This is a genomic window from Chryseobacterium indologenes (assembly GCA_016025055.1).
Taxonomy (GTDB): domain Bacteria; phylum Bacteroidota; class Bacteroidia; order Flavobacteriales; family Weeksellaceae; genus Chryseobacterium; species Chryseobacterium indologenes.
Map to the genome: position 1 here is coordinate 3,376,986 of CP065590.1, position 22,334 is coordinate 3,399,319.

The window sequence follows — 22,334 nt, forward strand, 5'->3', positions numbered from 1 at the left end:
CCTGGGTTGATTATATCTTTTACCATTAAGTATATTCCGGAACTTCCGGCTGTTGAGGTTGGCCGCCATCTTTCTTGCTGATCATCTTTTCTCTATACTCTTTTTGATATTGCTTTACCGTTTTTCCCGTACCGTCATGTCTCCATCCGGGTGAGAAAAAAGATATTTGATTCTTGTGATAAAAGAAATTCCGGGTTGTCTGATATCCTTTCCAATCCTTCTCCACTCATAAAATAACATGGTAGCCGGGTCTTTCGATTTTATTTTTGGATATACTCCGTATTTTACTGGAACTTCAGGATCTTCCTTTTCGAATGTTCCGAAAATTTTGTCCCAGATAATCAGCCCCATTCCCATATTTCGGTCCAGATATTTGATGTTACAGGCATGATGTACACGATGATGTGATGGCGTTACTAAGATATATTCCAGAAAACCCATGCTTTTAATAGATTGGGTATGTACAAAAGTTCCATAGATCTGTATCGCAGAATAAGCGACCAGGATATGCCACGGATGAAAGCCTATGAATGCCAGCGGAGAGAAGAACAAATACCTGTACAAAGGTTGAAATACCGGGCTCCTGAAGCCTGTACTGATATTGAAATAATCGGAATTATGATGAGTAATATGTACCGCCCAGAAAACGCGGGAGTGATGGTCCACATAATGATGAACATAATAGGCAAAATCCTGGGCAAGGAATACCGCAATCCAATACCAGATTCCTTCCTGCCAGTCGAAAATACGGTGGTGATAAAAAAACATCATGACAAACAGAGAAAATCCCTTCATGATAATATCTAATCCATAATTGAGCAATGCAAAAAGAACATTGGTCGCCACATCTTTTGTTTCATAGATTTTCTCCTTATTAAAATGACTGTAAGCCATCTCCATAAAAATAATAGCAGCAAACACCGGAATCGTCCATGTATAGACAACATCCGGCCCTTCGACCTCGAACATAGTACTTAGGTTAAACATTTTTTTCTGTAAATCTAAAAATAAAACTGATTTGAAATTATTATTTTTAGATTAAATATTGCTTTCCGTTACTATTTTTAGTTAAAAAAATAAAATTTAAGTAATTTTATTTTTCATAAGGGTCATATTTTTAAAGATGTAAGCAATCGGTAAGGTGCAGAAGAGATCTATAATTCCCCTGGTACCAATTTTAGTGCTGATCTTTGATTTTTTTTTGTAATTTGCTGGTAAGTTGTTCATAATTAAATTGTTGTATGTTTGATGGTAACTTGTTGGTTTTCAGAATAATGAACGGTTTTTCAAATGCAGTAAATGAACTCATGACGACCTGTTAAATGGAAAACTAAGAATATTTATGAAAAAAATACCCCTGATTTTCGCACTCTCAGCAGCCTCAATCGCTTTTTCTCAGTCAAAAATCATAGAAAAAGTTGAGCCGGCCTTCTGGTGGAAAGATATGAAAAATCCTGAACTTCAGATTTTGGTCTACGGCAAAGATGTTGCCCATAATGACATTGTGCTTTCCGACAATATTCCCGTTAAAGATATTCAGAAAGTAGAAAACCCCAATTATGTCTTCGTTACCGTTAATACCAATGAAATCAACGTTCCCCAATTTACAATCAACATTAAAAAAGGCAAAAAAAATCTGGGAAGCTATCATTATGAATTGAAATCGAGAAACCCGGGTTCCGCAGACCGTGGCTCATTCAGCTCAAAAGATGTGATGTATCTTATTATGCCGGACCGTTTTGCCAATGGTGATGAGAAAAATGACTCGAGCCGTGATCTAACCGAAAAAGCAGATCGGACGCTGCCAAACGGCAGGCATGGTGGAGATTTAAAGGGAATCATCAACAATCTGGATTATATTCAAAACCTTGGGGCTACAGCCGTATGGCTGACTCCGGTTAACGAAGACAACGAAAAAGTCTATTCTTATCACGGGTATGCACAGACCGATCTATATAAAATAGATGCCCGCTACGGAACCAATGACGACTACAAAAACCTTTCCCGTGAGCTTAATAAAAGGAATATGAAGCTGGTAATGGATTATGTGACCAATCACTGGGGTATTTCACACTGGATGATTAGGGATCTTCCTTCAAAGGACTGGATTCACTGGTTCGCCGATGGTGAAAAAGGTTTTAAACGCTCAAATTACAAAACAACCACTCAATTTGATCCCAACGCTTCTGAAATTGATAAGAAATATGCGTTAAACGGCTGGTTTGATACTACAATGCCGGATATTAACCAGAAAAATCCATTGGTGTTAAAATATTTAACCCAAAATGCCATATGGTGGATTGAATACGCAGAATTGGGAGGTTTTCGTGTAGATACTTATCCGTACAACGACAAAGAAGCAATGGCCAAATGGGCTAAGGCGATCACTGACGAGTATCCGAAATTTAATATTGTAGGTGAAACCTGGCTATACACTTCCGGCCAGATCTCTGCATGGCAGAAGGATTCCAAAACAGGAGAGGCTGCAGGATATAATTCGAACCTGCCATCGGTAATGGACTTTATGCTGTTTGCAGATATGCCCAAAGCACTACAGGAAAAAGAAAGCTGGAATACAGGCATGATAAAGCTTTACGATTCTTTCACCAGCGATTTCCTGTATCCTGATATCAATAACCTTCTGATTTTTTTTGAAAACCACGACACCGAAAGATGGAATGAAATCTTTAATGCAGATCCCAAAGCTTATAAAATGGGCCTTACCCTCATTTCAACCGTTCGCGGAATTCCCCAGATTTATTACGGGTCAGAAATAGGAATGCGCGGAGATAAAAATAAAGGGGGCGATGCAGACATCCGACGTGATTTTCCTGGAGGATGGAAATCTGATCAGCAAAATGCTTTTAATCCTGCCACACAGACTCCCGAACAAAAAGAATTCTTTGATTTTACCCAAAAAATACTCAACTGGAGAAAAAATAAAGAAGTGATTCATACCGGAAAAACAAAAAATTACGTTCCTCAGGATGGAGTCTTTACTTACTTCAGATATAATGAAAAAGAAAGTGTCATGGTGATGCTCAACAACAATGATAAAGACCAACAAGTGGATCTGAAACGTTTTGAAGAATCATTACAAGGATTCTCTAAAGGAAAAGAGGTGATGTCGGGAAAAGAATGGCTACTTCAGAATAGTATCGTTATTCCGGCCAGATCATCATTAATTATTGAACTGAAAAAATAAATTATAAACTATATGAAAAAATCAATAAGTATTTATGCTGTTCTGTTATTTTTAATAGGATCTGCATTGCTTTCCGCACAAGCCAAAAATACATTTGAAAAAGAAAAATCTGAGATCAGTACCATGCTTGATGCCTTTAATGTGGCTGCAGCCAAAGCAGATTATACAACTTACTTCAACTATTTTGCAGATGAGTCCACATTTATTGGAACAGATGCGACCGAAGTTTGGGATAAAAAAGCTTTCATGCTATGGGCAAAACCTCACTTTGATAAAAAAGAACATGGAATTTTACAGCATTGAAGAGAAATATATACTTCAGCAAAGACGGAAAAATGGCCTGGTTTGATGAATTATTGGACACGCAGATGAAAATTTGCAGAGGCTCAGGTGTCGTTGAAAAAATCAATGGAAACTGGAAGGTAAAACAATATGTACTTTCCATGACCATTCCTAATGATGTGGTGGATAAGGTTGTTGATGAAAAATCGGCCCTTGAAGATCCCTTAATTCAGGAATTAAAGAAATAAGAATGAATTCTTCCCAAAATTCTATTTCAAAGAAAATAAAACCCAATCTTTCCATGCTTCAGATTATCAATATGAGTATGGGGTTTTTGGGTATTCAGATGGCTTTCGGGCTACAGAACGGAAATGCAAGCCGTATTTTGGCCAACCTCGGAGCTGATGTTCATCAATTGTCCTGGTTTTGGTTGGTGGCCCCTGTTACAGGATTGATTGTTCAGCCAATTATCGGGCACATGGGAGATAATACCTGGAGTCCCTTAGGAAGGAGAAAGCCCTATTTTCTGATAGGAGCTGTTTTGTGTTCAATAGGACTTGTATTACTGCCGAATGCAGTGTCGGTCACTCATATGTTTGCTGCCAATGCTCTTTTACTGGCTGTTATCTTCCTTGCGATGATGGATGCATCGGTCAATATAGCAATGGAACCTTTCAGGGCGTTGGTAGGAGATATGCTGCCAAAACATCAGGGAACAATAGGATTTTCCGTGCAGACCATCCTGATCGGAATTGGAGCGGTACTGGGCTCGTACCTGCCGGATTGGCTGACAAAGCTCGGGATTTCGAATGAGGCACCAAAGGGTTTCGTGGCAGATAATGTTATCTATTCCTTTTATATTGGCGCAGCATTGCTTCTCATAGCCATTTTATATACAATTATTACGACCAGAGAATATTCTCCGCAAGAGTTTGCTGAATTTGAAAACGGAAAAGAAACAGAAGAAACTCCATCGAAATTTTCAGATATTTTTAAAGATTTTGCCAATATCCCTGCACAGATGAAAAAGTTGGGGATCGTTCAGTTTTTCTCATGGTTTGCTTTATTTACCATGTGGGTATTCACCACCAGTGCTTTAGCTACCCATCATATGGGGCTTTCTCCCGAAGATACCCATTCCAGAGCATTCAATGATGCCGGGGATCTCACAGGTAAACTTTTCGGGATGTACAATCTCTGGGCAATTCCTTTTGCTTTTCTGTTAACCCCGATTGCAAAATGGATCGGAAAAAAACAAACACATGCCCTGGCTTTATTTTGCGGTGGTTTAGGGCTGATCTCTATGTATTTTATCAAAGAGGTAAGTAATCTCTGGATTTCAATGGTGGGACTTGGGTTTGCCTGGGCTAGCATTCTGGCAATGCCGTATGCAATGTTGATTGAAGTAATTCCTCAAAAGAAAATGGGCGTATACATGGGGATATTCAATTTCTTTATTGTCATTCCTCAGATTATCAACGGATTATTCGGAGGGCCTGTCGTTAGCGGGATCTTCGGTAAGCAGGCAATGGATTATGTAGTGGTAGGAGGTATCTGTATGTTGATCGGAGCACTGGTAACCATGATTTTTGTGAAATCTGAAAATGAGACGCCGAAGGAAATTGAAGAAGAAATTCAACAGGTACACTTTTAGAAGCTGAAAATTAAAAGTGGAGAATTGAAAATTGTGAATGATTGTCGTCAACGAAATTATTTGTCAAAATATCCATAGAAGCGGGTTTTAGCCCGCTTTTTTTATCCGTTTATTAATTGGCTTTAGCCGAAACCTATATGTGTAGTAAGTCAGAGTTCAATGGTTTCCCACAGATTTCACAATAACACAGACTTTTATCCTTACTTATATATACAACATCATTCCCTCAATTTATGGAGCAAATAATTACAGTCTGAAATTTTATCGCAGCCAAATCATTGTGTCTTATAGAAGATAAATAGCTTTTGGCCTTTGTATATCCAACCTGTCCATCTTTATTCCCTCAACTCTTTTGTCATAAATTTCCTTTCTTACCCTACATCAACTTTTTTAGCCTCCACATCGCGTACATTTGTACCATAAATAATCACAGAAATGAAAACAGTATATCATAAAGCAGATTCAAGAGGCCACGCCAACCACGGATGGTTAAATTCTTATCATACATTCAGTTTTGCCAACTATCAGAACAGAGACAGAACAAACTTTGGAGTATTAAGAGTATTGAACGATGATACCGTTTCCCAGGGAATGGGATTCGGAACGCACCCGCACAGAGACATGGAAATTATTTCCATTCCCTTGGAAGGAGATCTGGAACATAAAGACTCTATGGGAACTACAGCCGTGATCAGAAAAGGTGAAATTCAGGTAATGAGCGCCGGAACCGGTGTGAAACACAGTGAATACAACAAAAATAAAGACGAAGAAGTGAAATTCCTGCAAATCTGGGTTTTTCCAAGAGAGCTGGATCTGGAGCCAAGATATGATCAGAAAAGTATCAAAGAAGGTGAAAAGATCAACGGATTCCAGCAGATTTTATCTCCTAATAAAAATGATGACGGAGTCTGGATTCATCAGGATGCCTGGTTTAATCTGGCCAACTTCAAAAAAGGAAACGGCAAAAATTATATGTTGAATAAAAAAGGAAACGGCGTGTATGCATTCGTTTTAAAAGGAAGTGCAAAAGTAGGAGACCGCATTCTGAACGAAAGAGACGGATTGGGGATCTGGGATACTCAGAGCTTTAATATCGAAGCCGTGGAAGACACGGAAATATTATTGATGGAAGTCCCGATGGAATTACCTTCTTATCTTAAATAAAAAACTAAATTTGTATCCTTAAAAAATAAAAAATTACAGAAGACCGTAAGCAAAACTGACACGGTTTCTTAGAACTAAAAATAAGTACAACATATGAAAATTTTAGCAATAGCAGGAAGTAATTCAGACGTTTCCATGAACAAACAGTTGGTGGCATACGCATCAACATTATTTGAAAATGCAGAAGTAGAAGTAATCGACCTGAATCCTTTTGAAATGCCGATCTATAAGCATGAAAGAGAATTAGCAGGCGGCGTTCCCCAGGAAGCCCATGATTTTGCTGCAAAAATTGACGGAGCAGATTTATTGCTGGTCGCTTTAGGAGAGCACAACGGAACATATTCTACAGCATTCAAAAATGTATTCGACTGGGTATCCAGAATTAAAGACAGAACAGTATGGAATGAAGTACCAATGCTATTGATGTCTACATCACCAGGAGGAAGAGGTGGAGCAGGAGTTTTAGAAGCAGCTTCCAAGCGTTTCCCTTTCCACGGTGGAAATGTGGTAGAAACTTTTTCACTTCCTTTCTTCAATGATAACTTTGATAAAGCTTCTCAAAAAATTTCTAATGAAGAGAAAGACAGTGAATTAAAGGAAAAAATAAAGAAGATTGCAGCCATTGAATCTATCCTTGAAAAATAGAATTTGAATATTCATTTAAAATTACTATTTTTGCAAAAAGAAAAGAGATGAAAATTCAGACCTCCTATAAACAATGTTTTTCTCATAAAGGGAAAATTGTGGGCTCTGAAATTCTGAGATAAAATAACGGCCGATAATCTGAAAAGATTGTCGGCTTTTTTGTTTTCTAAATTTGAGTATAAAAGTTAATTGAAATATTAAAAGATAGGAAGACACAAGACATCAGATACAAGATAAGAATCATCTGAAATCTGAGATCTGAGATCTGAAATCTAAAAATCTAAGCAGACATGAGCAACACTTACAAATCAGCAGGAGTAGACAAAGAAGAAGGATACAAAACGGTTGACAAGATCAAAAAAGCGGTCGGAGAAACCCACAATGCAAATGTATTAAACCATTTGGGTAGTTTTGGTGCTTTCTATGAAATCGGAGGATACAAAAATCCCGTTCTTGTTTCAGGAACAGATGGAGTAGGAACTAAGTTGAAAGTAGCTTTGGATACCAGGAAATATGATTCTATCGGTATCGATTGCTTCGCCATGTGTGCCAACGATATCCTTTGTCACGGTGCTAAGCCTTTATTCTTCTTAGATTACTTGGCTTGTGGAAAGCTTGACTCTGAAATTGCTGCAGAAATCGTTCTTGGAATGGTGAATGCTTGTAAGGACAACAACTGCGCATTAATCGGTGGAGAAACCGCTGAAATGCCAGGGATGTACCAGCCGGGTGATTATGATGTTGCAGGATTCTGTGTAGGAATCGTAGAAAAAGATCAGATCATCGACGGTTCCAACATTAAACCGGGAAATAAAATTATTGCATTACCAAGCTCAGGATTCCACTCCAATGGATTCTCTTTAGTAAGAAAAGTATTCCCGAACTTTGAAGAGGAGTTCGAAGGAAAACCTTTATATGAAACACTTCTGGTTCCTACAAGACTATACTATAAAGACATCCACAAAGTATTGGAAGAAGTAAAAGTAAGCGGTATCGCTCACATTACCGGTGGTGGTCTTTATGAAAACGTTCCGAGGATTATCCCTGAAGGACTTTGTGCTTCAATTGACGGGGCCAAAGTAAGAATCCCAAGTGTAATGCTTGAATTGGAAAAAAGAGGTGGAGTAGCACGTGAAGAGATGTTCGGAACATTTAATATGGGGGTCGGTATGGTGATCGTAGTAGACGCGGAACATGCTGAAAAAGTATTACACCTTTTAGATGATGCTTATGAGATAGGAGAAATCACGGAAGGAGCAGAGAAAATCGATTTGAAATTTTAAATGACATCAGATTTCAGACACCGGACATCAGACTTCAGGTCTGTCATCTGATATCTGTCATCTAACATCTGAATAATGAAGAACATCGTTGTACTCGTATCCGGGTCAGGAACCAATCTGCAGAGAATCATTGATACCATTGAAGCAGGAGAAATCCAAAATGCAAAAGTAAGTCTGGTGGTTGCTGACAGAGAATGTTTCGGATTGGAAAGAGCCAGAAATCATAATATAGAAAACATACTGATTCCAAGAGGAAAGAATTTCAGCAGCGAATTGGCTAAAGTAATCCCGCAAGATACAGATCTGATTGTATTGGCAGGATTCCTATCCATTTTAAAATCTGAATTCTGTGAAAACTGGAACGGTAAAATAATCAATATTCATCCGGCATTGCTCCCGAAATTCGGTGGAAAAGGAATGTGGGGAATGAACGTTCACAACGCGGTTATCGAAGCCAAAGAAACAGAAAGCGGGGCAACGGTACATTTTGTGACTTCGGGTATTGATGAAGGAGAAGCTATTCTTCAGAAATCTTTTGAAGTAACAGCAGATGATACTCCTGAAACATTAGCTCAGAAAGTTCACCGGATTGAATATGAAATATTTCCGGTAGCGATCAATAAGGTCCTGGGAAACTGATATTGTAGCAGTTTACCCATAATTGTAATTGTCATTCTGAGCATCGCGAAGAATCTCATGGTTACATTAAATAAAAAAATCTAAGTAAAATAAAAAGTAATCCGGAAGTGAAAGACCCGGATACAGTTTGAAATAACTGTGAAAAGTAAAAATTGAAAGTAATGAGTAAAAAGAGAGTTTTAATCAGTGTTTCTGACAAAAGCGGATTAACAGAATTCGCGCAGTTTTTGGAAGCTCAGAATTATGAGTTGATCTCCACAGGAGGAACGTTCAAACATTTGAAAGACGCTGGTTTAAATCCCATTCAGATTGATGAGGTAACCAATTTTCCCGAAATGCTTGACGGAAGAGTGAAAACACTTCACCCGAAAGTTCACGGAGGTCTTTTGGCGGTTCGTAACAACGAAGAGCATATGAAGACTGTTCAGGAGCACGGAATTGGTTTGATCGACATGGTTATCGTAAACCTTTATCCTTTCTTTGAAAATGTAAACAAAGACATTTCTTTACACGAGAAAGTAGAGTTTATCGATATCGGAGGTCCTTCTATGCTTCGTTCTGCAGCGAAAAACTTTGATTCTGTAACAGTAATTACTGATGTTGAAGACTATGCAACTGTGAAAATCGAAATGGAGCAAAATGGAGATACCTACATTGAAACTCGTAAAAGGCTTGCAGGAAAAGTATTCAATCTTACTTCTGCTTACGATGCAGCGATCTCAAGAATGCTTTTAGATGAAGAATATCCTACTTATCTGAATGCATCTTACAAGAAAGTATCTGATCTGAGATATGGAGAAAACCCTCACCAGACAGCTGCTTACTACGTTTCTACTTTCGAAAACGGAGCGATGAAAGACTTCGAACAATTGGGAGGTAGAGAACTTTCTTTCAACAACCTTCGAGATATGGACCTTTGCTGGAAAGTGGTAACGGAATTCAAAGAAGAAATGGCTTGTTGTGCCGTAAAACACTCTACACCTTGCGGAGTTGCCATTGGAACCTCAGCACTGGAAACCTATCAGAAAACTTTCGAATGTGATCCCGTTTCCATCTTTGGCGGAATTGTTGCTATGAACTATAGGATCGATGCTGCAACAGCTGAAGAATTAAACAAAACATTCCTGGAGATCGTAATGGCTCCGGACTTTGATGAAGAAGCTCTTGAAATTTTAAGAAAAAAGAAAAACCTTAGAATCATTAAAATTGTAAACCCTGTTTCCGACAAGAAAACATGGGTGAAAGTTGATGGTGGTATCTTGGTTCAGGATAATGATTTGCATTTCTCTGATGATATTAAAGTAGTAACGGAAACTCAGCCTACAGAAGAGCAGAAGAAAGCCTTACTTTTCTCTCAGAGAGTAGTAAAATATGTGAAATCAAATGCTATTGTAGTTTCCAACGGGATCCAGGCTTTTGGAATCGGTGGAGGACAGGTAAACAGAATCTGGGCTACTCAGCAGGCTATCGAAAGAGCAAAAGAAAAATTCACAGGAGATTTAGTATTAGCTTCTGACGCATTTTTCCCTTTCCGTGATGTAGTAGATTTCTGCGCTCAGGAAGGTATCAAAGCCATTATCCAACCTGGTGGAAGTGTAAAAGATCAGGACAGCATAGAAGCTGCCAACGAACACGGTATTCCGATGATGTTTACCGGTGTCAGACACTTTTTCCACTAATTAAAATAGAATTAAAAAATAATTGGGGATTGTATTTATAGCATTCAAAATTATATATTTGTAAATTAGACTAGATAATAAATAAAGTATGAGAATATTAATCATAGGTGAAGGCGGTAGAGAATCGGCTTTGGCGACAAAACTTCAGAATGACTCAAGGATTTCTAAAATGTTTTTTGCTAATGGGAATGCTACCACCGATGTAATAGGAAAAAATGTTCATTTATCAGAAATCAAAGAATTGAGAGATTTCGCTATTAAAGAAAAGATCGACCTTACCATTGTAGGTCCTGAAGCTCCTTTGGTGGCAGGTATAAAGGATGAATTCAAAAAGCACGATCTTAAAGTTTTTGGCCCTAATCAGAAAGTAGCAAGCTTGGAAGGAAGTAAAGCTTTCTCCAAGAAATTCATGCAGACCTATGATATCAAAACAGCTAAAGCAGTAGTATTTGATTCATACAACGAAGCCAAAGAATATGTACAGACACAGCAGTATCCTCTAGTGATCAAGGCAAGTGGTTTAGCAGGTGGAAAAGGAGTTGTTATTTGTGACAACCTTGAAGAGGCTGAAGCTACTATCCACGATTTCATGATCAGAAGAATCTATGGTGATGCAGGTATCCGTTTAGTTATCGAAGAATATTTACAAGGTTTTGAAGCTTCTATCATTGCGTTTTCAAACGGTGATAAACTTTTCCCTTGTATTGCTGCCAAAGATTATAAAAAAGCCGGAAATGGTGATACAGGACCTAATACAGGAGGTATGGGTTCAGTAGCCCCAAGCCCGGAATTCACCCAGGAGCACTATGCAGATTTCGAGAAAAATATCCTTGAACCAACATTGAAAGGCCTTAAAGCTGAAGGATTTGGATTTAAAGGAATAATTTTCTTCGGACTGATGGTGACTAAAAACGGTGCTTACCTTCTTGAATACAATATGAGATTCGGAGATCCTGAAACTCAGGTATTGATGGCCCTTATGGAAAACAACCTGTTGGATGTAATTCAGGACTGTATGGAAGGAAAAGATATCGAGCTTAAGTTTAAAGACGAAAAAGCGGTGTGTCTGGTAATGTGTTCAGGAGGATATCCTAGAAACTTTGAAACAGGCTACGAAATTGTAGGCGAAGATAAATTAAAGCATAGTAAACTATTATATGCAGGCGCTGTCAGAAAAGGAGATAAAGTAGTTTCCAACGGTGGTAGAGTACTGAATATTGTAGCTACGGGTGCTACCTACGAAGATGCCCGCAAGAACGCTTACGAAGATGCAGGACATGTACATTTCGATTACGGCTTCTACAGAGAAGACATCGGAAAGTTTTAATAAAATCACGAAAAAAGATTTGGAGCCATTCCAAGTCTTTTTTTGTAAAACAGTTAATATTAGAAATAAGATTTAAGATTCCAGACTTCAGACCAAAAATCTGATATCTGATGTCTTACATCTGATAACTTTCAAACAAATCAATTATCAAAAATGAACAACGGTATTATTATTTTAGATTTCGGATCCCAGTACAACCAGCTTATCGGAAGAAGAATCCGTGAGATGGGGGTATACTCTGAAATCTTACCTTACAATACACCTTTACAAGATATTTTAGCAAAACAACCAAAAGGAATCATCCTTTCCGGAGGACCAAGCTCTGTAAATGCAGAAAACGCTCACCTGGTTGAAAAAGAATTATACGAGCAGGGAGTTCCCGTATTGGGAATTTGCTACGGAATGCAAATGACGGCGCACCTTTTAGGAGGAAAAGTAAATAAAGGTGAAAAAGGAGAATACGGTAAAGCAAATCTTGAAATCGTTAAAGAAAGTTCTTTATTGAAGGGCGTAACTCAGAACTCCGTTGTTTGGATGAGCCACTTTGACGAAGTAGGAGAATTGCCGGCAGGTTTTGAATTAAATGCAAAATCAGGAGTAATTGCTTCTATTGCTAATGAAGACAAAAAAATATTCTGCGTTCAGTTCCACCCTGAAGTTTCTCACACGGAAGAAGGAGGAAAAATGCTTGAGAATTTCGTGTTTGGAATCTGTAATTCAGAAAAAAACTGGAAGCTGACCAACTATATTGAAAAAACAGTTGAAGAAATCCGTGAGAAAGTAGGAGACAACAAAGTAATCCTAGGTCTTTCAGGAGGGGTTGACTCATCTGTAGCGGCAGTTCTGATCCATAAAGCTATCGGTGATCAACTGACTTGTATCTTCGTAGATACCGGATTATTGAGAAAGGATGAAGGTAAAAAAGTGATGGATCAGTATGGAGAGCATTTCCATATGAACATTAAAATGGTGGATGCTAAAGAGAGATTCCTTTCAAAATTAGCAGGAGTAGACGATCCTGAAGCAAAGAGAAAAATCATAGGAAACGAATTTATCCACGTATTTGATGAAGAATCTCACAAAATTGAAGGCGCTAAATTCTTAGCTCAAGGTACCATCTACCCAGACGTTATCGAGAGCCAGTCGGTGAACGGACCATCTGCGGTCATCAAGTCTCACCACAATGTAGGAGGACTTCCTGAAGATATGGAATTCGAATTATTAGAGCCACTAAGAGAGCTTTTCAAAGACGAAGTAAGAAGAGTAGGAGAAGAATTGGGAATTCCTCACCATTTGGTATACAGACACCCTTTCCCTGGACCTGGATTAGGAATCAGAGTATTGGGAGCGGTAGATGCTGAGAAAGTAAGAATCCTCCAGGAAGCTGATGATATCTTCATTGAAGAGTTATATAAAAACGACCTTTACGAAAAAGTATCTCAGGCATTCGTAGTATTACTTCCTGTAAAATCTGTAGGAGTAATGGGCGACGAAAGAACATATGAATACACTGCTGTAGTGCGTTCTGCCAACACGATCGACTTTATGACAGCGACATGGAGCAGACTTCCTTACGAGTTCCTGGATACGGTGTCAAGCAGGATCATCAACGAGGTAAGAGGAATCAACAGAGTAGCTTACGATATTTCAAGCAAACCACCTGCAACAATTGAGTGGGAATAATTTTTGACTTGTATATAAAAAATCCTGCCCGTTTGGGTAGGATTTTTTTTATTCAATATTTAAATATTTTTTGTAAAGGGATTACCTTATCATTCAATAGGGAGATTATGTTGCTTTAAAAATGAGAGTTTATCCCAATACCCTCTTTGGAATATGATTTTATCGTTTTTTACATGAAAAAATCCACATCCACGTAGTCCCAAAGGGTCTTTCCATTCCATTATAGTCCACTCTCCATCTTCAAAAATATTTTCTACGATGCAAACCATTTTGGCTGTTGCAAATTCATTTGCAAACATTTCATAAATAGCGGTCTTACCTTCTACTGGCTTATTTGAAACTTGGTGGTTTACCGCATCTTCTGCATATAGTTCTGCAATACGAGCCGCATCAGCTGCATTAAAGCTGTCTATCCATTTTTTCAAAACTTCTTTAGGTGTCATATCATTCTTGATTATTTGTCTGGTACTTACTTCTGAAATATCTTTTGCATGTTGTATATCTGATTTCAAAGAGAATAAATTATTAATTTAATCGTAAAGTTATTCGAAAAATATTGTTTGAAATCTATAATGATGGTTTTTTTTTATTTATTAATCAATAGGTTAGAGTAAAAAATCTTAAAATAAAAGCAGGTATACTGCTTATCAATTTTCAGGAAGTATTTCCTATTAAAACTATTTCAATGAAGAAATGATAAGTAAAATATTTAAAGCAATTAATAAGCAATATACCAGTTTGAAGACTAAATGCTTATGGAAAACAAGATAATTTACTAACATTGTAATCATTAAGTAAAAGTAAATGAAACTTTTGCTTCCCGCGGATTTATTTCAGATGCTGAAAACAAGTTTAAATTATGTGAAATATTGGCTGATGAATCTTCGTAAAAGATCCTTAAAATAAAAATAATGGTGGCGCTTATGAGTAAAGTTACTGCGTATGGTTTCATCCAGCTAATAAAAATTTAATAATAATCATTACTGTCCGATAAAAAGTATAAATACATTGAAAATATCAATATTTACAGCATGAATTAACAGGTCGCTCCTCCGGAGCTATAATTTTAAAACAAATATATCCTATTAATAGTTAGCTCCCATTGGAGCTGGATTTGATCCCGTCGGGATCTGCTGTTAGTAGAAAAAAAAGAAGTTCCTATAAAAATAAAGCTCCTGAGGAGCGGCCTGTTAATTATGCTTTAATCTAATCGGACAAGAATGATTTTTAATTTACATTGTAAAAATAAAAATCTTCAGCATAAAAAGCATTCAAATTTTCCATAAAGTCAAAATAAACATTGTAAATATCAGGATTTACAGATAGATATGGATTAGATAGTGTATGGACACTAATGTATTCTATATCGTGAAACGTATGAAGAACATTTTTTACTTGTAAAGCAAATTGGCTTTCGATAAAAATCAGAGGATAGTTTAAACAGATATATCCGATAGTTTTATTTTCAAGGCGTAGAATAGTAATTTTTTCTGTATCCATTTATATATCAGCATTATAATGGAGTGTAAGCACCTCCGTTGCAGAGCTAAAATCAGAATCTTTCCAGTAATTATTTGAATAAACTGCTGCTTGTAAAGTTTCGGTGATATCCGCTGTTAAATTTTGTATAAATAGTTTGGGAAGTACTTTGTATAAGGATTTAAGTAAAATATTTTCCCTAAATTTAAGTAAAATTACATCAAATGCAAATAGAAACGAGACCCCTGACCGTTCAGGATTATGAAGAATTGGCAGAAACCAAGAAAAGGGCTTATCCACAAATGTCAGAATCCATTTGGTCAAAAAAAAGTATTGAAAAACTAACCAGAATATTTCCTGACGGGCAAATCTGTATCACCGTAGATGGAAAGCTTGCCGCAGTAGCACTTTCTATTATTGTCAATTACGAAGAGTTCGGTGACGATCATACCTATAGTGATATTACAGGAAATTATACCTTCAATACCCATTCTTCAACGGGAAATGTTTTGTACGGAATTGAAGTCTTTGTAGACCCCGAGTTCAGAGAATTACGTCTGGGAAGGAGATTGTATGATGCCCGAAAAGAACTTTGTGAATTGCTTAATCTGAAATCAATCATACTGGGAGGCAGAATTCCGAATTATCATAAATACAGTCACGAACTTTCCGCCAGAAATTATATCCGAAAAGTCAGAGACAAGGAAATCTATGATCCTGTACTGTCTTTCCAGCTTTCCAATAATTTTCTGCCGATAAAAATTCTTAAAAAATATCTTCCCGAGGATGAAGCTTCAAGAGAAAATGCCGTTTTGCTCCAATGGAACAATATTTATTACAGCAAAAATCCTAACACAATGCAGGATAGTATCATTCGTTTAGGGTTGGTACAATGGCAGATGAGGACGTTTAAAGATATTGACGCCTTTTATGAGCAGGTAGAGTTTTTTGTGAACGTAATGGGAGATTATAAATCTGACTTTGTACTTTTTCCGGAACTCTTCAATACACCTTTGCTGGCGCCATTTAATAATCTTTCTGAAAGAGATAGTATGATAGAACTGGCCAAGCTTACAGAGCAGATTAAAGGTAGGATTTCAGAATTGGCCATCAGCTATAATGTGAATATTATTTCCGGAAGTATGCCCGTTTTTGAAAATAATGATCTGTACAACGTAAGTTATCTTCTCCATCGTGACGGACGAGTGGATGAATATAGAAAAATCCACATTACCCCAAATGAAAAGAGATATTATGGAATGAAAGGAGGGAATGAAATTAAAGTTTTTGATACCGACTGCGGTAAAATTGGACTGGTGATCTGCTACGACGTTGAATTCCCTGAATTACCAAGAATTCTTGCCGATCAGGGGATGAAAATACTATTTGTACCTTATCTTACAGATACCCAGAATGCCTATATGAGAGTGCGTCACTGTGCCGCAGCGAGAGCCATCGAAAATGAATGCTATGTAGCCATTGCAGGCTGCGTCGGAAACCTTCCGAAAGTAAATAATATGGATATTCAGTTTGGCCAGGCAGCAGTCTTTACCCCGTCAGATTTTGCTTTTCCATCCAACGCTGTAAAAGGAGAGGCTACTCCCAATACGGAAATGACATTAATCGTAGATGTAGATTTAAATTTATTAAAGGATCTTCACCATAACGGGTCTGTTCAGGTAATGAAAGATCGTCGAAAAGATTTGTACGAAACATATCTGAAATAGAAGACAAGAAATAATATAAAGAGCTATCTCACCTGAGAGGGCTCTTTTTATTTTAGGTAAAAACGATAACCCGGGCGAGATAATAAAATGAGGTCAGCTGAAAGGACAACCTCGTGGAAAGGAGTTATGAAGTCTCTTTTTGTCTCAAAATCTTCTTTTCTTGCTGGGGGGCTCTAATTCGTAAATGCGGAAGTTTCTGTTTTTTATATCAGTGGGAAACAGGGTTGTCGGGATATCCTTCCGGATTGAGAATGGTGATTGTTTTCTTATAAAAAAATATCCGAAGAAATTATTCTTCGGATTTATAGTAGCCTTATTAAGGCAAAATTTTATTTCAATATTACATATACTGAGGGCATACTACTGCAGGGCATATAAGTCTTGGACATCTCGGTCTTCCGTCAGTAGGGCAGCACTCGTTAGAACAATTACCGATAATGATACCGTTTCCTGAAATTCCTTTTAATTGCTCTCTTGATAGTTTGTTGTTACGTAAATTTTTCATGTTGTAATGATTTTATTGATTTGTTTTAATATTTGTACCTGGTAAATATAGAAAAATATATTATACATTAAGATAAATGTTGTTTTTTTATTATTATGACTGGTTTTATTGTCGTTAAAAGCGTTTTTTAGCCCTGTATTTTTAATTGAAACGAGGATAATTATTATGTTTCGCCTTCCAAAATATGCTTTTATATCCATAAAGCTTGGAGTCATTTTAGATAAAAACTAGTATTAGGAATAGTTTTTGGAGTAAATTGCACTTACTATTGACACACTATGTTTGATAAACAGCAAAGAAAACTGAAAAGATCAGCCCGTTTGATTTCCGTATTAAGTAAATATGGATTTAAAGATCTGCTGGCAAGAATGAATGGAGGAAATAAACAAGAAGAAACCTCCGGAAATTCAGATGAAGTCATTTCAAAAGGCACCGTTTACGAAAGAATCAGACTGGTTTTGGAAGAATTGGGCCCCACCTTCGTAAAACTCGGGCAGTCGTTCAGTAACAGAGAAGATCTGCTGCCTCCGGAATTGATTCAGGAGCTGCAGAAACTACAGGATAATGTAGAAACTGTAGATATGAATGTAGAAGAAGCCTTGGAAAACGAATTCAATATTTCCGTTAAAGATTATTTTCAGGAAATCCAAAAAGAGCCTCTGGCCACCGCTTCCATTGCCCAGGTGTATAAAGCTGTTTTAAAAGATGGAAGTCCGGTGATCCTGAAACTTAGGAAACCCGATGTACAATCAGTCATTGAGGATGATTTGTTGCTCATCAAAGATCTTGAAAAGCTTGTGTCAACTTATTCTGAGATAGGTGAAAAACTGAATCTTAAACAGGCTATTTCTACTTTCGAAAAATCATTACTGGAGGAAGTTTCGTTGATTAACGAGAGAAATAATATTCAGCAGTTTCGTCTTAATTTTAAAAATAATAAAGAAACTTACGTTCCGAAAGTGTACGAAGAGCTTTCCAACAATAATATTCTTTGTATGGAATTCATCGACGGAATCAAAGTGACCGATAAAAGTATCCTGCTGGCCAATAACATTGATCCTGTAAAGGTTTCTGAAGTAGGGCTGAGGTTGTTTGTATCGCAGATTTTAGATTACGGCTTTTTTCACGCAGATCCGCATGCCGGAAATATCCTTGTAAAAAAGATGGGAAGGTAGTTTTTATAGACTTCGGAGCGGTAGGGAAAATTCAGCCCAACGATAAAGAAATTCTAGAAAACCTGATCGTAAGCTTTGTCGCTAAAAATCCTCACAAAATTGTACGTTATCTGAAAAAAATGGCCGTCAGTTATGAAATTCCTGATGAAAAAAGATTTGAAAATGACGTAGAAGAAGTCTTAAATTTCGTTCACAGTTCCTCATTGCAGGATATTAACGTACAGGTTATTATCAACAAGATGAAAGACATACTGAAGGAAAACAGATTGTATATGCCTGATTATTTCTATCTTCTTTTCAAAGGAATCAGCCTGATCGAAGGAGTCGGGAGAAATATTAATCCTGATCTTGATATTGTAAAAAGCCTGAATCCATATACCCGAAAGATTTTTACCAAAAAAATCAACCCGAAAAATATTTTGAAAACCGGCGTTGACAGGATGATGAATTTCACGGATAATGTTGATGAAATACCAAGGGAATTGCGCTCCGTTCTGCAGAAACTGGACGAAAATAAATTCACGGTCTCGAGTGAAATCAAAAATATTGAAAAAACGAACCAGCTCATCAAGTCAAGTGTTATCAACCTGATTCTGGCCATGGTACTGGGGGCGAATATTATTGCGACAGCCATTGTATTTTCCTCAGAATCGGGACCAAGGATAGGAGAGTTGTCTCTTGTGGCTGTTTTAGGATTTGTTTTTTCACTTATCCTGGTATTGATCCTGTTGTTGAGAGTGACAAGAAAATAGGAAAGGGAAGGAAAATTGAAATTGAGAATGGAGAATTGCATGTTGCATGCTATAATTTTTTATCCGGGTAATTAGCCTATTATCTATATCTTTATATATTGGCTTTCGGAGGATTCCGGCCGTTGAAAACTTTTAAAACAAAAATAACAATGAAAATATCAATTATGCTTGCTCTGTTGTGCTGTAGTTCATTGACATGGGCTCAGGAAAAAAAAAGCAGAGAATGTCTCAGGAGATTTTGACGGAAACGGAACAAAAGAATATGCTTATACAAAAGTAAGTGATTGCACCGATGAGTGTGATGGCAAGTGTGAAACCACGGTCTATTTTAGTGATAAAAAAATAAAACCATTCGTTGTTTCTCCTGCTTACGACGGAACTTTATACAATCTTGGAGATCTTAACGGTGACGGAAAAGACGAAATCGGCGTCTATCCCGGATGGTGTACAAGCTGCTGGCGCGGTTTTCTCGTTTATACATCATCTAAGACAGGGTGGAAGCTTTTGGTTCCTTCTATAAGCACCCATTGTAACCAGTGGGAAGCAGATCAATTCCCTATTAAAAAAGATCCTAAAATAAAAGGAAATGTAATCATCACCTCAAGCGAGTGGAAGGATGATGATATTAAAATAAGCAGCAAAAGCGTTAAGGTTAATTGAGAATTGAGAATTGAAAATGGAGAATTGAGAATTGAGAATTGGAAATTGCCTCTTATAACCTTTAATTCCTGAAAAGGACTACCTTTTCACTTCCATTTTCCATTATACATATTAATACCTATCTTTGCAAAATGGAAAAACTCACTTTTGCAGATTTTGACCTGCCGGTTAAAATTCTTGATGTTTTAGCGGACCTGGAATTATTTGAACCCACACCTATTCAGGAAAAAAGCTTGAAGCCTATTCTTTCCGGAAGAGATATCATGGGAATCGCACAGACCGGGACCGGAAAAACATTAGCATACCTTTTACCCGTTCTTAAAACATGGAAATACAGTAAAACAGGAAACCCAACTGTTCTTGTACTTGTTCCTACAAGAGAATTGGTAGTACAGGTCGCTGAAATTCTTGAGAAACTAACAGAAAATATTACTGCAAGAGTAATCGGAATATACGGAGGAAAAAATATCAATACCCAGAAATTGTTGTTCAATGACGGATGTGATATCCTGGTGGGAACTCCGGGAAGAGTAATGGATCTTGCCATTGATAATGCAATTTCCCTGAAAGAAGTTCAGAAACTGATCATCGATGAATTTGATGAGATGCTTAATTTAGGTTTCAGACCACAGTTAAGCCACATTTTTGAAATGATGAAGGAGAAGAGACAGAATATCCTGTTCTCTGCAACAATGACGGAAGCTGTGGATGAAATGCTTGATGTATACTTTGCCAATCCGATTGAAATTTCATTGGCAAAATCCGGAACTCCACTTGAAAAAATAGAACAGACAGGGTATAAGGTAGAGAATTTTAATACTAAAATCAACCTTCTTGAACATTTGCTGAAGAGCAATGAAGATATGTCTAAGGTCTTGATTTTTAATAATAATAAAAAACATGCCGATCTCCTGTTTTCTAAAATTGATGAACTTTTCCCTGATCAGTTTGATGTAATTCACTCTAATAAATCTCAGAACTACAGGCTTAAAGCAATGAAGAGATTTGAGAATGAAGAAATCAGAGGATTGATCACTACCGATGTAATGGCCAGAGGTCTTGATATCTCAGATATTACGCATGTTATCAATTTTGAAACGCCGGATATTCCTGAGCAATACATCCACAGAATTGGTAGAACAGGTAGAGCGGATAAAGAAGGTAAAGCAGTTACATTTGTTACTAAAAAAGAAGAACCTTTGATTCTTGACATTGAATTGTTAATGGATAAAGAATTAAAATTCCATGACTTCCCGGAAGGTGTGAAAATAAACCCTGCTAAAATCGCTTCTGAGAAAGATGAAGTAGTGATGAAAAACCCGGCACAGGTTAAGCTTAATGAAGGAGGAGGAGCTTTCCACGAGAAAAAGGCTAAAAATACAAAAGAAAACTGGGGCGGGCCATCGAAAAGAAAAGCACCGAAGAAATTTGGAGCCAACAGGGCACAGCAAAAAGCAATCTCTAAATCCAAGAAAAAGAAATAGTCGTTAACGGCTCTTAAAGCAGGAAATAATTTCTGCTTTTTTTGTTTTAGTGTACGTGTTTGAAAAATAACAATTTATAGCTGATTGTGAGATGGGCAGATATTTTTTTATCATTTTTCTTATTGCATTCGGAAACAAAGGCTTTGGACAGAACGAAGCTTTAAAAGTGAATCATATTTATTTTGTACTGGATTCTGTTTCGTATAACGAAATCAGGGGAAGTAAACAATTAGCAAAATGGAGCAGCCTGGATAAAGGACTTCCTGATTTTCTGCCGATAAACCAGCAAAGTACTACATTATATTTGCGTGGAAAATCGACATATATTGAAGTCATGGGACCCGATAACAGATTCGGGGAAAAAGTAGGTTCTGTAGGAATTGGCTTTTCCTGGGATACGTCGGGAACATTTTCTGATGATATTGGAAAAAAATTAAAAAACAATAACCTTGTATTCAGCAAAAATAATGCAATGTGGAATTTTGCGGGGATAGAAGTACTATGGTATTCTGCATACTCTACAGCTTTAGAGGGAAGTATTGCCACGTGGTATGCTTTCTATAACCAGGAATTTTTAACCCGGTTATACCATAAAAAGTATGAGTTTTTTACAAGGGAAGCTTTTTTGGAAAAAATATTTGATCAGAAAAGAGAGATTACCGATCTCTCAGCCATCGTTCTTAACTGTAATACTGAAGATTACGATAAGCTGACGAAAGAACTGGATAGCTTTGGAATCATACCCGCCACCAAACATAAAGATTCTGTTGTTTTTCAGATATATTCAGTCCGGATTACGATTATTCTGACCCCCAATAAAACATCCGGTATAAAAGAGCTGAGGCTAAAAACAAAAAATAAATTGAATAAAAGCTTCAAATTGGGAAAAGTAAACTTCATGAATGATGGCAAAGAGCTGATAATGACATTTAATTGAGCTTATCATCAAAAACCTTTTAAATAGCTTGTAAAAATAGAGCCCTCCAGGTGA

At 37.2% G+C, this 22,334-nt stretch carries 14 protein-coding genes and 3 pseudogenes; 14 read left to right on the forward strand and 3 right to left on the reverse strand.

The genetic code is table 11. The features are described 5' to 3' along the window. Positions 1-25 precede the first annotated feature (25 nt). Positions 26-987, reverse strand: a pseudogene (locus tag H3Z85_15535) (sterol desaturase family protein). Between the two features lie 355 nt (positions 988-1,342). On the opposite strand from H3Z85_15535, the gene H3Z85_15540 reads away from it, so the two are divergent. The 10 genes and pseudogenes from H3Z85_15540 to guaA all read left to right on the forward strand — a co-directional run bounded on the left by H3Z85_15540 (position 1,343) and on the right by guaA (position 13,561). Then, positions 1,343-3,205 (forward strand): glycoside hydrolase family 13 protein, encoded by a 1,863-nt coding sequence (locus H3Z85_15540; GenBank protein ID QPQ50802.1) that lies wholly within the window; start codon positions 1,343-1,345, stop codon positions 3,203-3,205. A 12-nt stretch (positions 3,206-3,217) separates the two neighbouring features. Then, positions 3,218-3,735, forward strand: a pseudogene (locus H3Z85_15545) (nuclear transport factor 2 family protein). A gap of 2 nt (positions 3,736-3,737) precedes the next feature. Further along, positions 3,738-5,141 (forward strand): MFS transporter, encoded by a 1,404-nt coding sequence (locus H3Z85_15550; protein QPQ50803.1) that lies wholly within the window; start codon positions 3,738-3,740, stop codon positions 5,139-5,141. A 435-nt stretch (positions 5,142-5,576) separates the two neighbouring features. After that, positions 5,577-6,305 carry a pirin family protein gene (locus H3Z85_15555; GenBank protein ID QPQ50804.1) on the forward strand — a complete coding sequence of 243 codons (729 nt, stop codon included), beginning with the start codon at positions 5,577-5,579 and terminating at the stop codon, positions 6,303-6,305. A 93-nt stretch (positions 6,306-6,398) separates the two neighbouring features. After that, on the forward strand, positions 6,399-6,950 hold the full coding sequence (locus H3Z85_15560) for an NAD(P)H-dependent oxidoreductase (GenBank protein QPQ50805.1): 552 nt from the start codon (positions 6,399-6,401) through the stop codon (positions 6,948-6,950). A gap of 290 nt (positions 6,951-7,240) precedes the next feature. Continuing rightward, positions 7,241-8,233, forward strand: coding sequence for a phosphoribosylformylglycinamidine cyclo-ligase (locus H3Z85_15565; GenBank protein QPQ50806.1), 993 nt, complete (start codon positions 7,241-7,243; stop codon positions 8,231-8,233). 75 nt (positions 8,234-8,308) lie between these two features. Beyond that, positions 8,309-8,872 carry a phosphoribosylglycinamide formyltransferase gene (gene purN, locus H3Z85_15570; GenBank protein ID QPQ50807.1) on the forward strand — a complete coding sequence of 188 codons (564 nt, stop codon included), beginning with the start codon at positions 8,309-8,311 and terminating at the stop codon, positions 8,870-8,872. A gap of 161 nt (positions 8,873-9,033) precedes the next feature. Next, complete coding sequence (purH, locus tag H3Z85_15575) at positions 9,034-10,551, forward strand: bifunctional phosphoribosylaminoimidazolecarboxamide formyltransferase/IMP cyclohydrolase (protein QPQ50808.1); 1,518 nt, start codon at positions 9,034-9,036, stop codon at positions 10,549-10,551. Between the two features lie 88 nt (positions 10,552-10,639). Then, positions 10,640-11,878: a phosphoribosylamine--glycine ligase gene (purD, locus tag H3Z85_15580; protein QPQ50809.1), complete on the forward strand. Its 1,239-nt coding sequence runs from the start codon at positions 10,640-10,642 to the stop codon at positions 11,876-11,878. Between the two features lie 153 nt (positions 11,879-12,031). Then, positions 12,032-13,561, forward strand: coding sequence for a glutamine-hydrolyzing GMP synthase (gene guaA / locus H3Z85_15585; GenBank protein QPQ50810.1), 1,530 nt, complete (start codon positions 12,032-12,034; stop codon positions 13,559-13,561). A gap of 89 nt (positions 13,562-13,650) precedes the next feature. On the opposite strand, the gene H3Z85_15590 is transcribed toward guaA, so the two are convergent. Further along, positions 13,651-14,004, reverse strand: a complete 354-nt coding sequence (locus H3Z85_15590; GenBank protein QPQ53917.1) for a nuclear transport factor 2 family protein — start codon at positions 14,002-14,004, stop codon at positions 13,651-13,653. Positions 14,005-15,264: 1,260 nt separating this feature from the next. Between H3Z85_15590 and H3Z85_15595 the strand changes: the two genes are divergently transcribed. Then, the gene (locus H3Z85_15595; protein ID QPQ50811.1) at positions 15,265-16,767 is read left to right on the forward strand and encodes a carbon-nitrogen hydrolase family protein; all 1,503 of its coding nucleotides are present in this window, start codon (positions 15,265-15,267) and stop codon (positions 16,765-16,767) included. Positions 16,768-17,107: 340 nt separating this feature from the next. On the opposite strand, the gene H3Z85_15600 is transcribed toward H3Z85_15595, so the two are convergent. Then, positions 17,108-17,272 carry a hypothetical protein gene (locus tag H3Z85_15600; GenBank protein ID QPQ50812.1) on the reverse strand — a complete coding sequence of 55 codons (165 nt, stop codon included), beginning with the start codon at positions 17,270-17,272 and terminating at the stop codon, positions 17,108-17,110. A gap of 278 nt (positions 17,273-17,550) precedes the next feature. On the opposite strand from H3Z85_15600, the pseudogene H3Z85_15605 reads away from it, so the two are divergent. The 3 genes and pseudogenes from H3Z85_15605 to H3Z85_15615 all read left to right on the forward strand — a co-directional run bounded on the left by H3Z85_15605 (position 17,551) and on the right by H3Z85_15615 (position 22,280). Then, positions 17,551-19,199, forward strand: a pseudogene (locus tag H3Z85_15605) (AarF/ABC1/UbiB kinase family protein). Between the two features lie 791 nt (positions 19,200-19,990). Next, positions 19,991-21,343, forward strand: a complete 1,353-nt coding sequence (locus tag H3Z85_15610) for a DEAD/DEAH box helicase (protein QPQ50813.1) — start codon at positions 19,991-19,993, stop codon at positions 21,341-21,343. 91 nt (positions 21,344-21,434) lie between these two features. Next, complete coding sequence (locus H3Z85_15615) at positions 21,435-22,280, forward strand: hypothetical protein (protein ID QPQ50814.1); 846 nt, start codon at positions 21,435-21,437, stop codon at positions 22,278-22,280. Positions 22,281-22,334 lie beyond the last annotated feature (54 nt).

Bases quoted from the DNA above. Each gene is read 5' to 3' on its own strand.
- H3Z85_15595 (QPQ50811.1), top strand. From the start codon at position 15,265: ATGCAAATAGAAACGAGACCCCTGACCGTTCAGGATTATGAAGAATTG.
- H3Z85_15550 (QPQ50803.1), top strand. From the start codon at position 3,738: ATGAATTCTTCCCAAAATTCTATTTCAAAGAAAATAAAACCCAATCTT.
- H3Z85_15565 (QPQ50806.1), top strand. From the start codon at position 7,241: ATGAGCAACACTTACAAATCAGCAGGAGTAGACAAAGAAGAAGGATAC.
- purD (QPQ50809.1), top strand. From the start codon at position 10,640: ATGAGAATATTAATCATAGGTGAAGGCGGTAGAGAATCGGCTTTGGCG.
- purN (QPQ50807.1), top strand. From the start codon at position 8,309: ATGAAGAACATCGTTGTACTCGTATCCGGGTCAGGAACCAATCTGCAG.
- H3Z85_15540 (QPQ50802.1), top strand. From the start codon at position 1,343: ATGAAAAAAATACCCCTGATTTTCGCACTCTCAGCAGCCTCAATCGCT.
- H3Z85_15590 (QPQ53917.1), bottom strand. From the start codon at position 14,004: ATGACACCTAAAGAAGTTTTGAAAAAATGGATAGACAGCTTTAATGCA.
- purH (QPQ50808.1), top strand. From the start codon at position 9,034: ATGAGTAAAAAGAGAGTTTTAATCAGTGTTTCTGACAAAAGCGGATTA.
- H3Z85_15555 (QPQ50804.1), top strand. From the start codon at position 5,577: ATGAAAACAGTATATCATAAAGCAGATTCAAGAGGCCACGCCAACCAC.
- H3Z85_15600 (QPQ50812.1), bottom strand. From the start codon at position 17,272: ATGAAAAATTTACGTAACAACAAACTATCAAGAGAGCAATTAAAAGGA.
- H3Z85_15610 (QPQ50813.1), top strand. From the start codon at position 19,991: ATGGAAAAACTCACTTTTGCAGATTTTGACCTGCCGGTTAAAATTCTT.
- H3Z85_15615 (QPQ50814.1), top strand. From the start codon at position 21,435: ATGGGCAGATATTTTTTTATCATTTTTCTTATTGCATTCGGAAACAAA.
- guaA (QPQ50810.1), top strand. From the start codon at position 12,032: ATGAACAACGGTATTATTATTTTAGATTTCGGATCCCAGTACAACCAG.
- H3Z85_15560 (QPQ50805.1), top strand. From the start codon at position 6,399: ATGAAAATTTTAGCAATAGCAGGAAGTAATTCAGACGTTTCCATGAAC.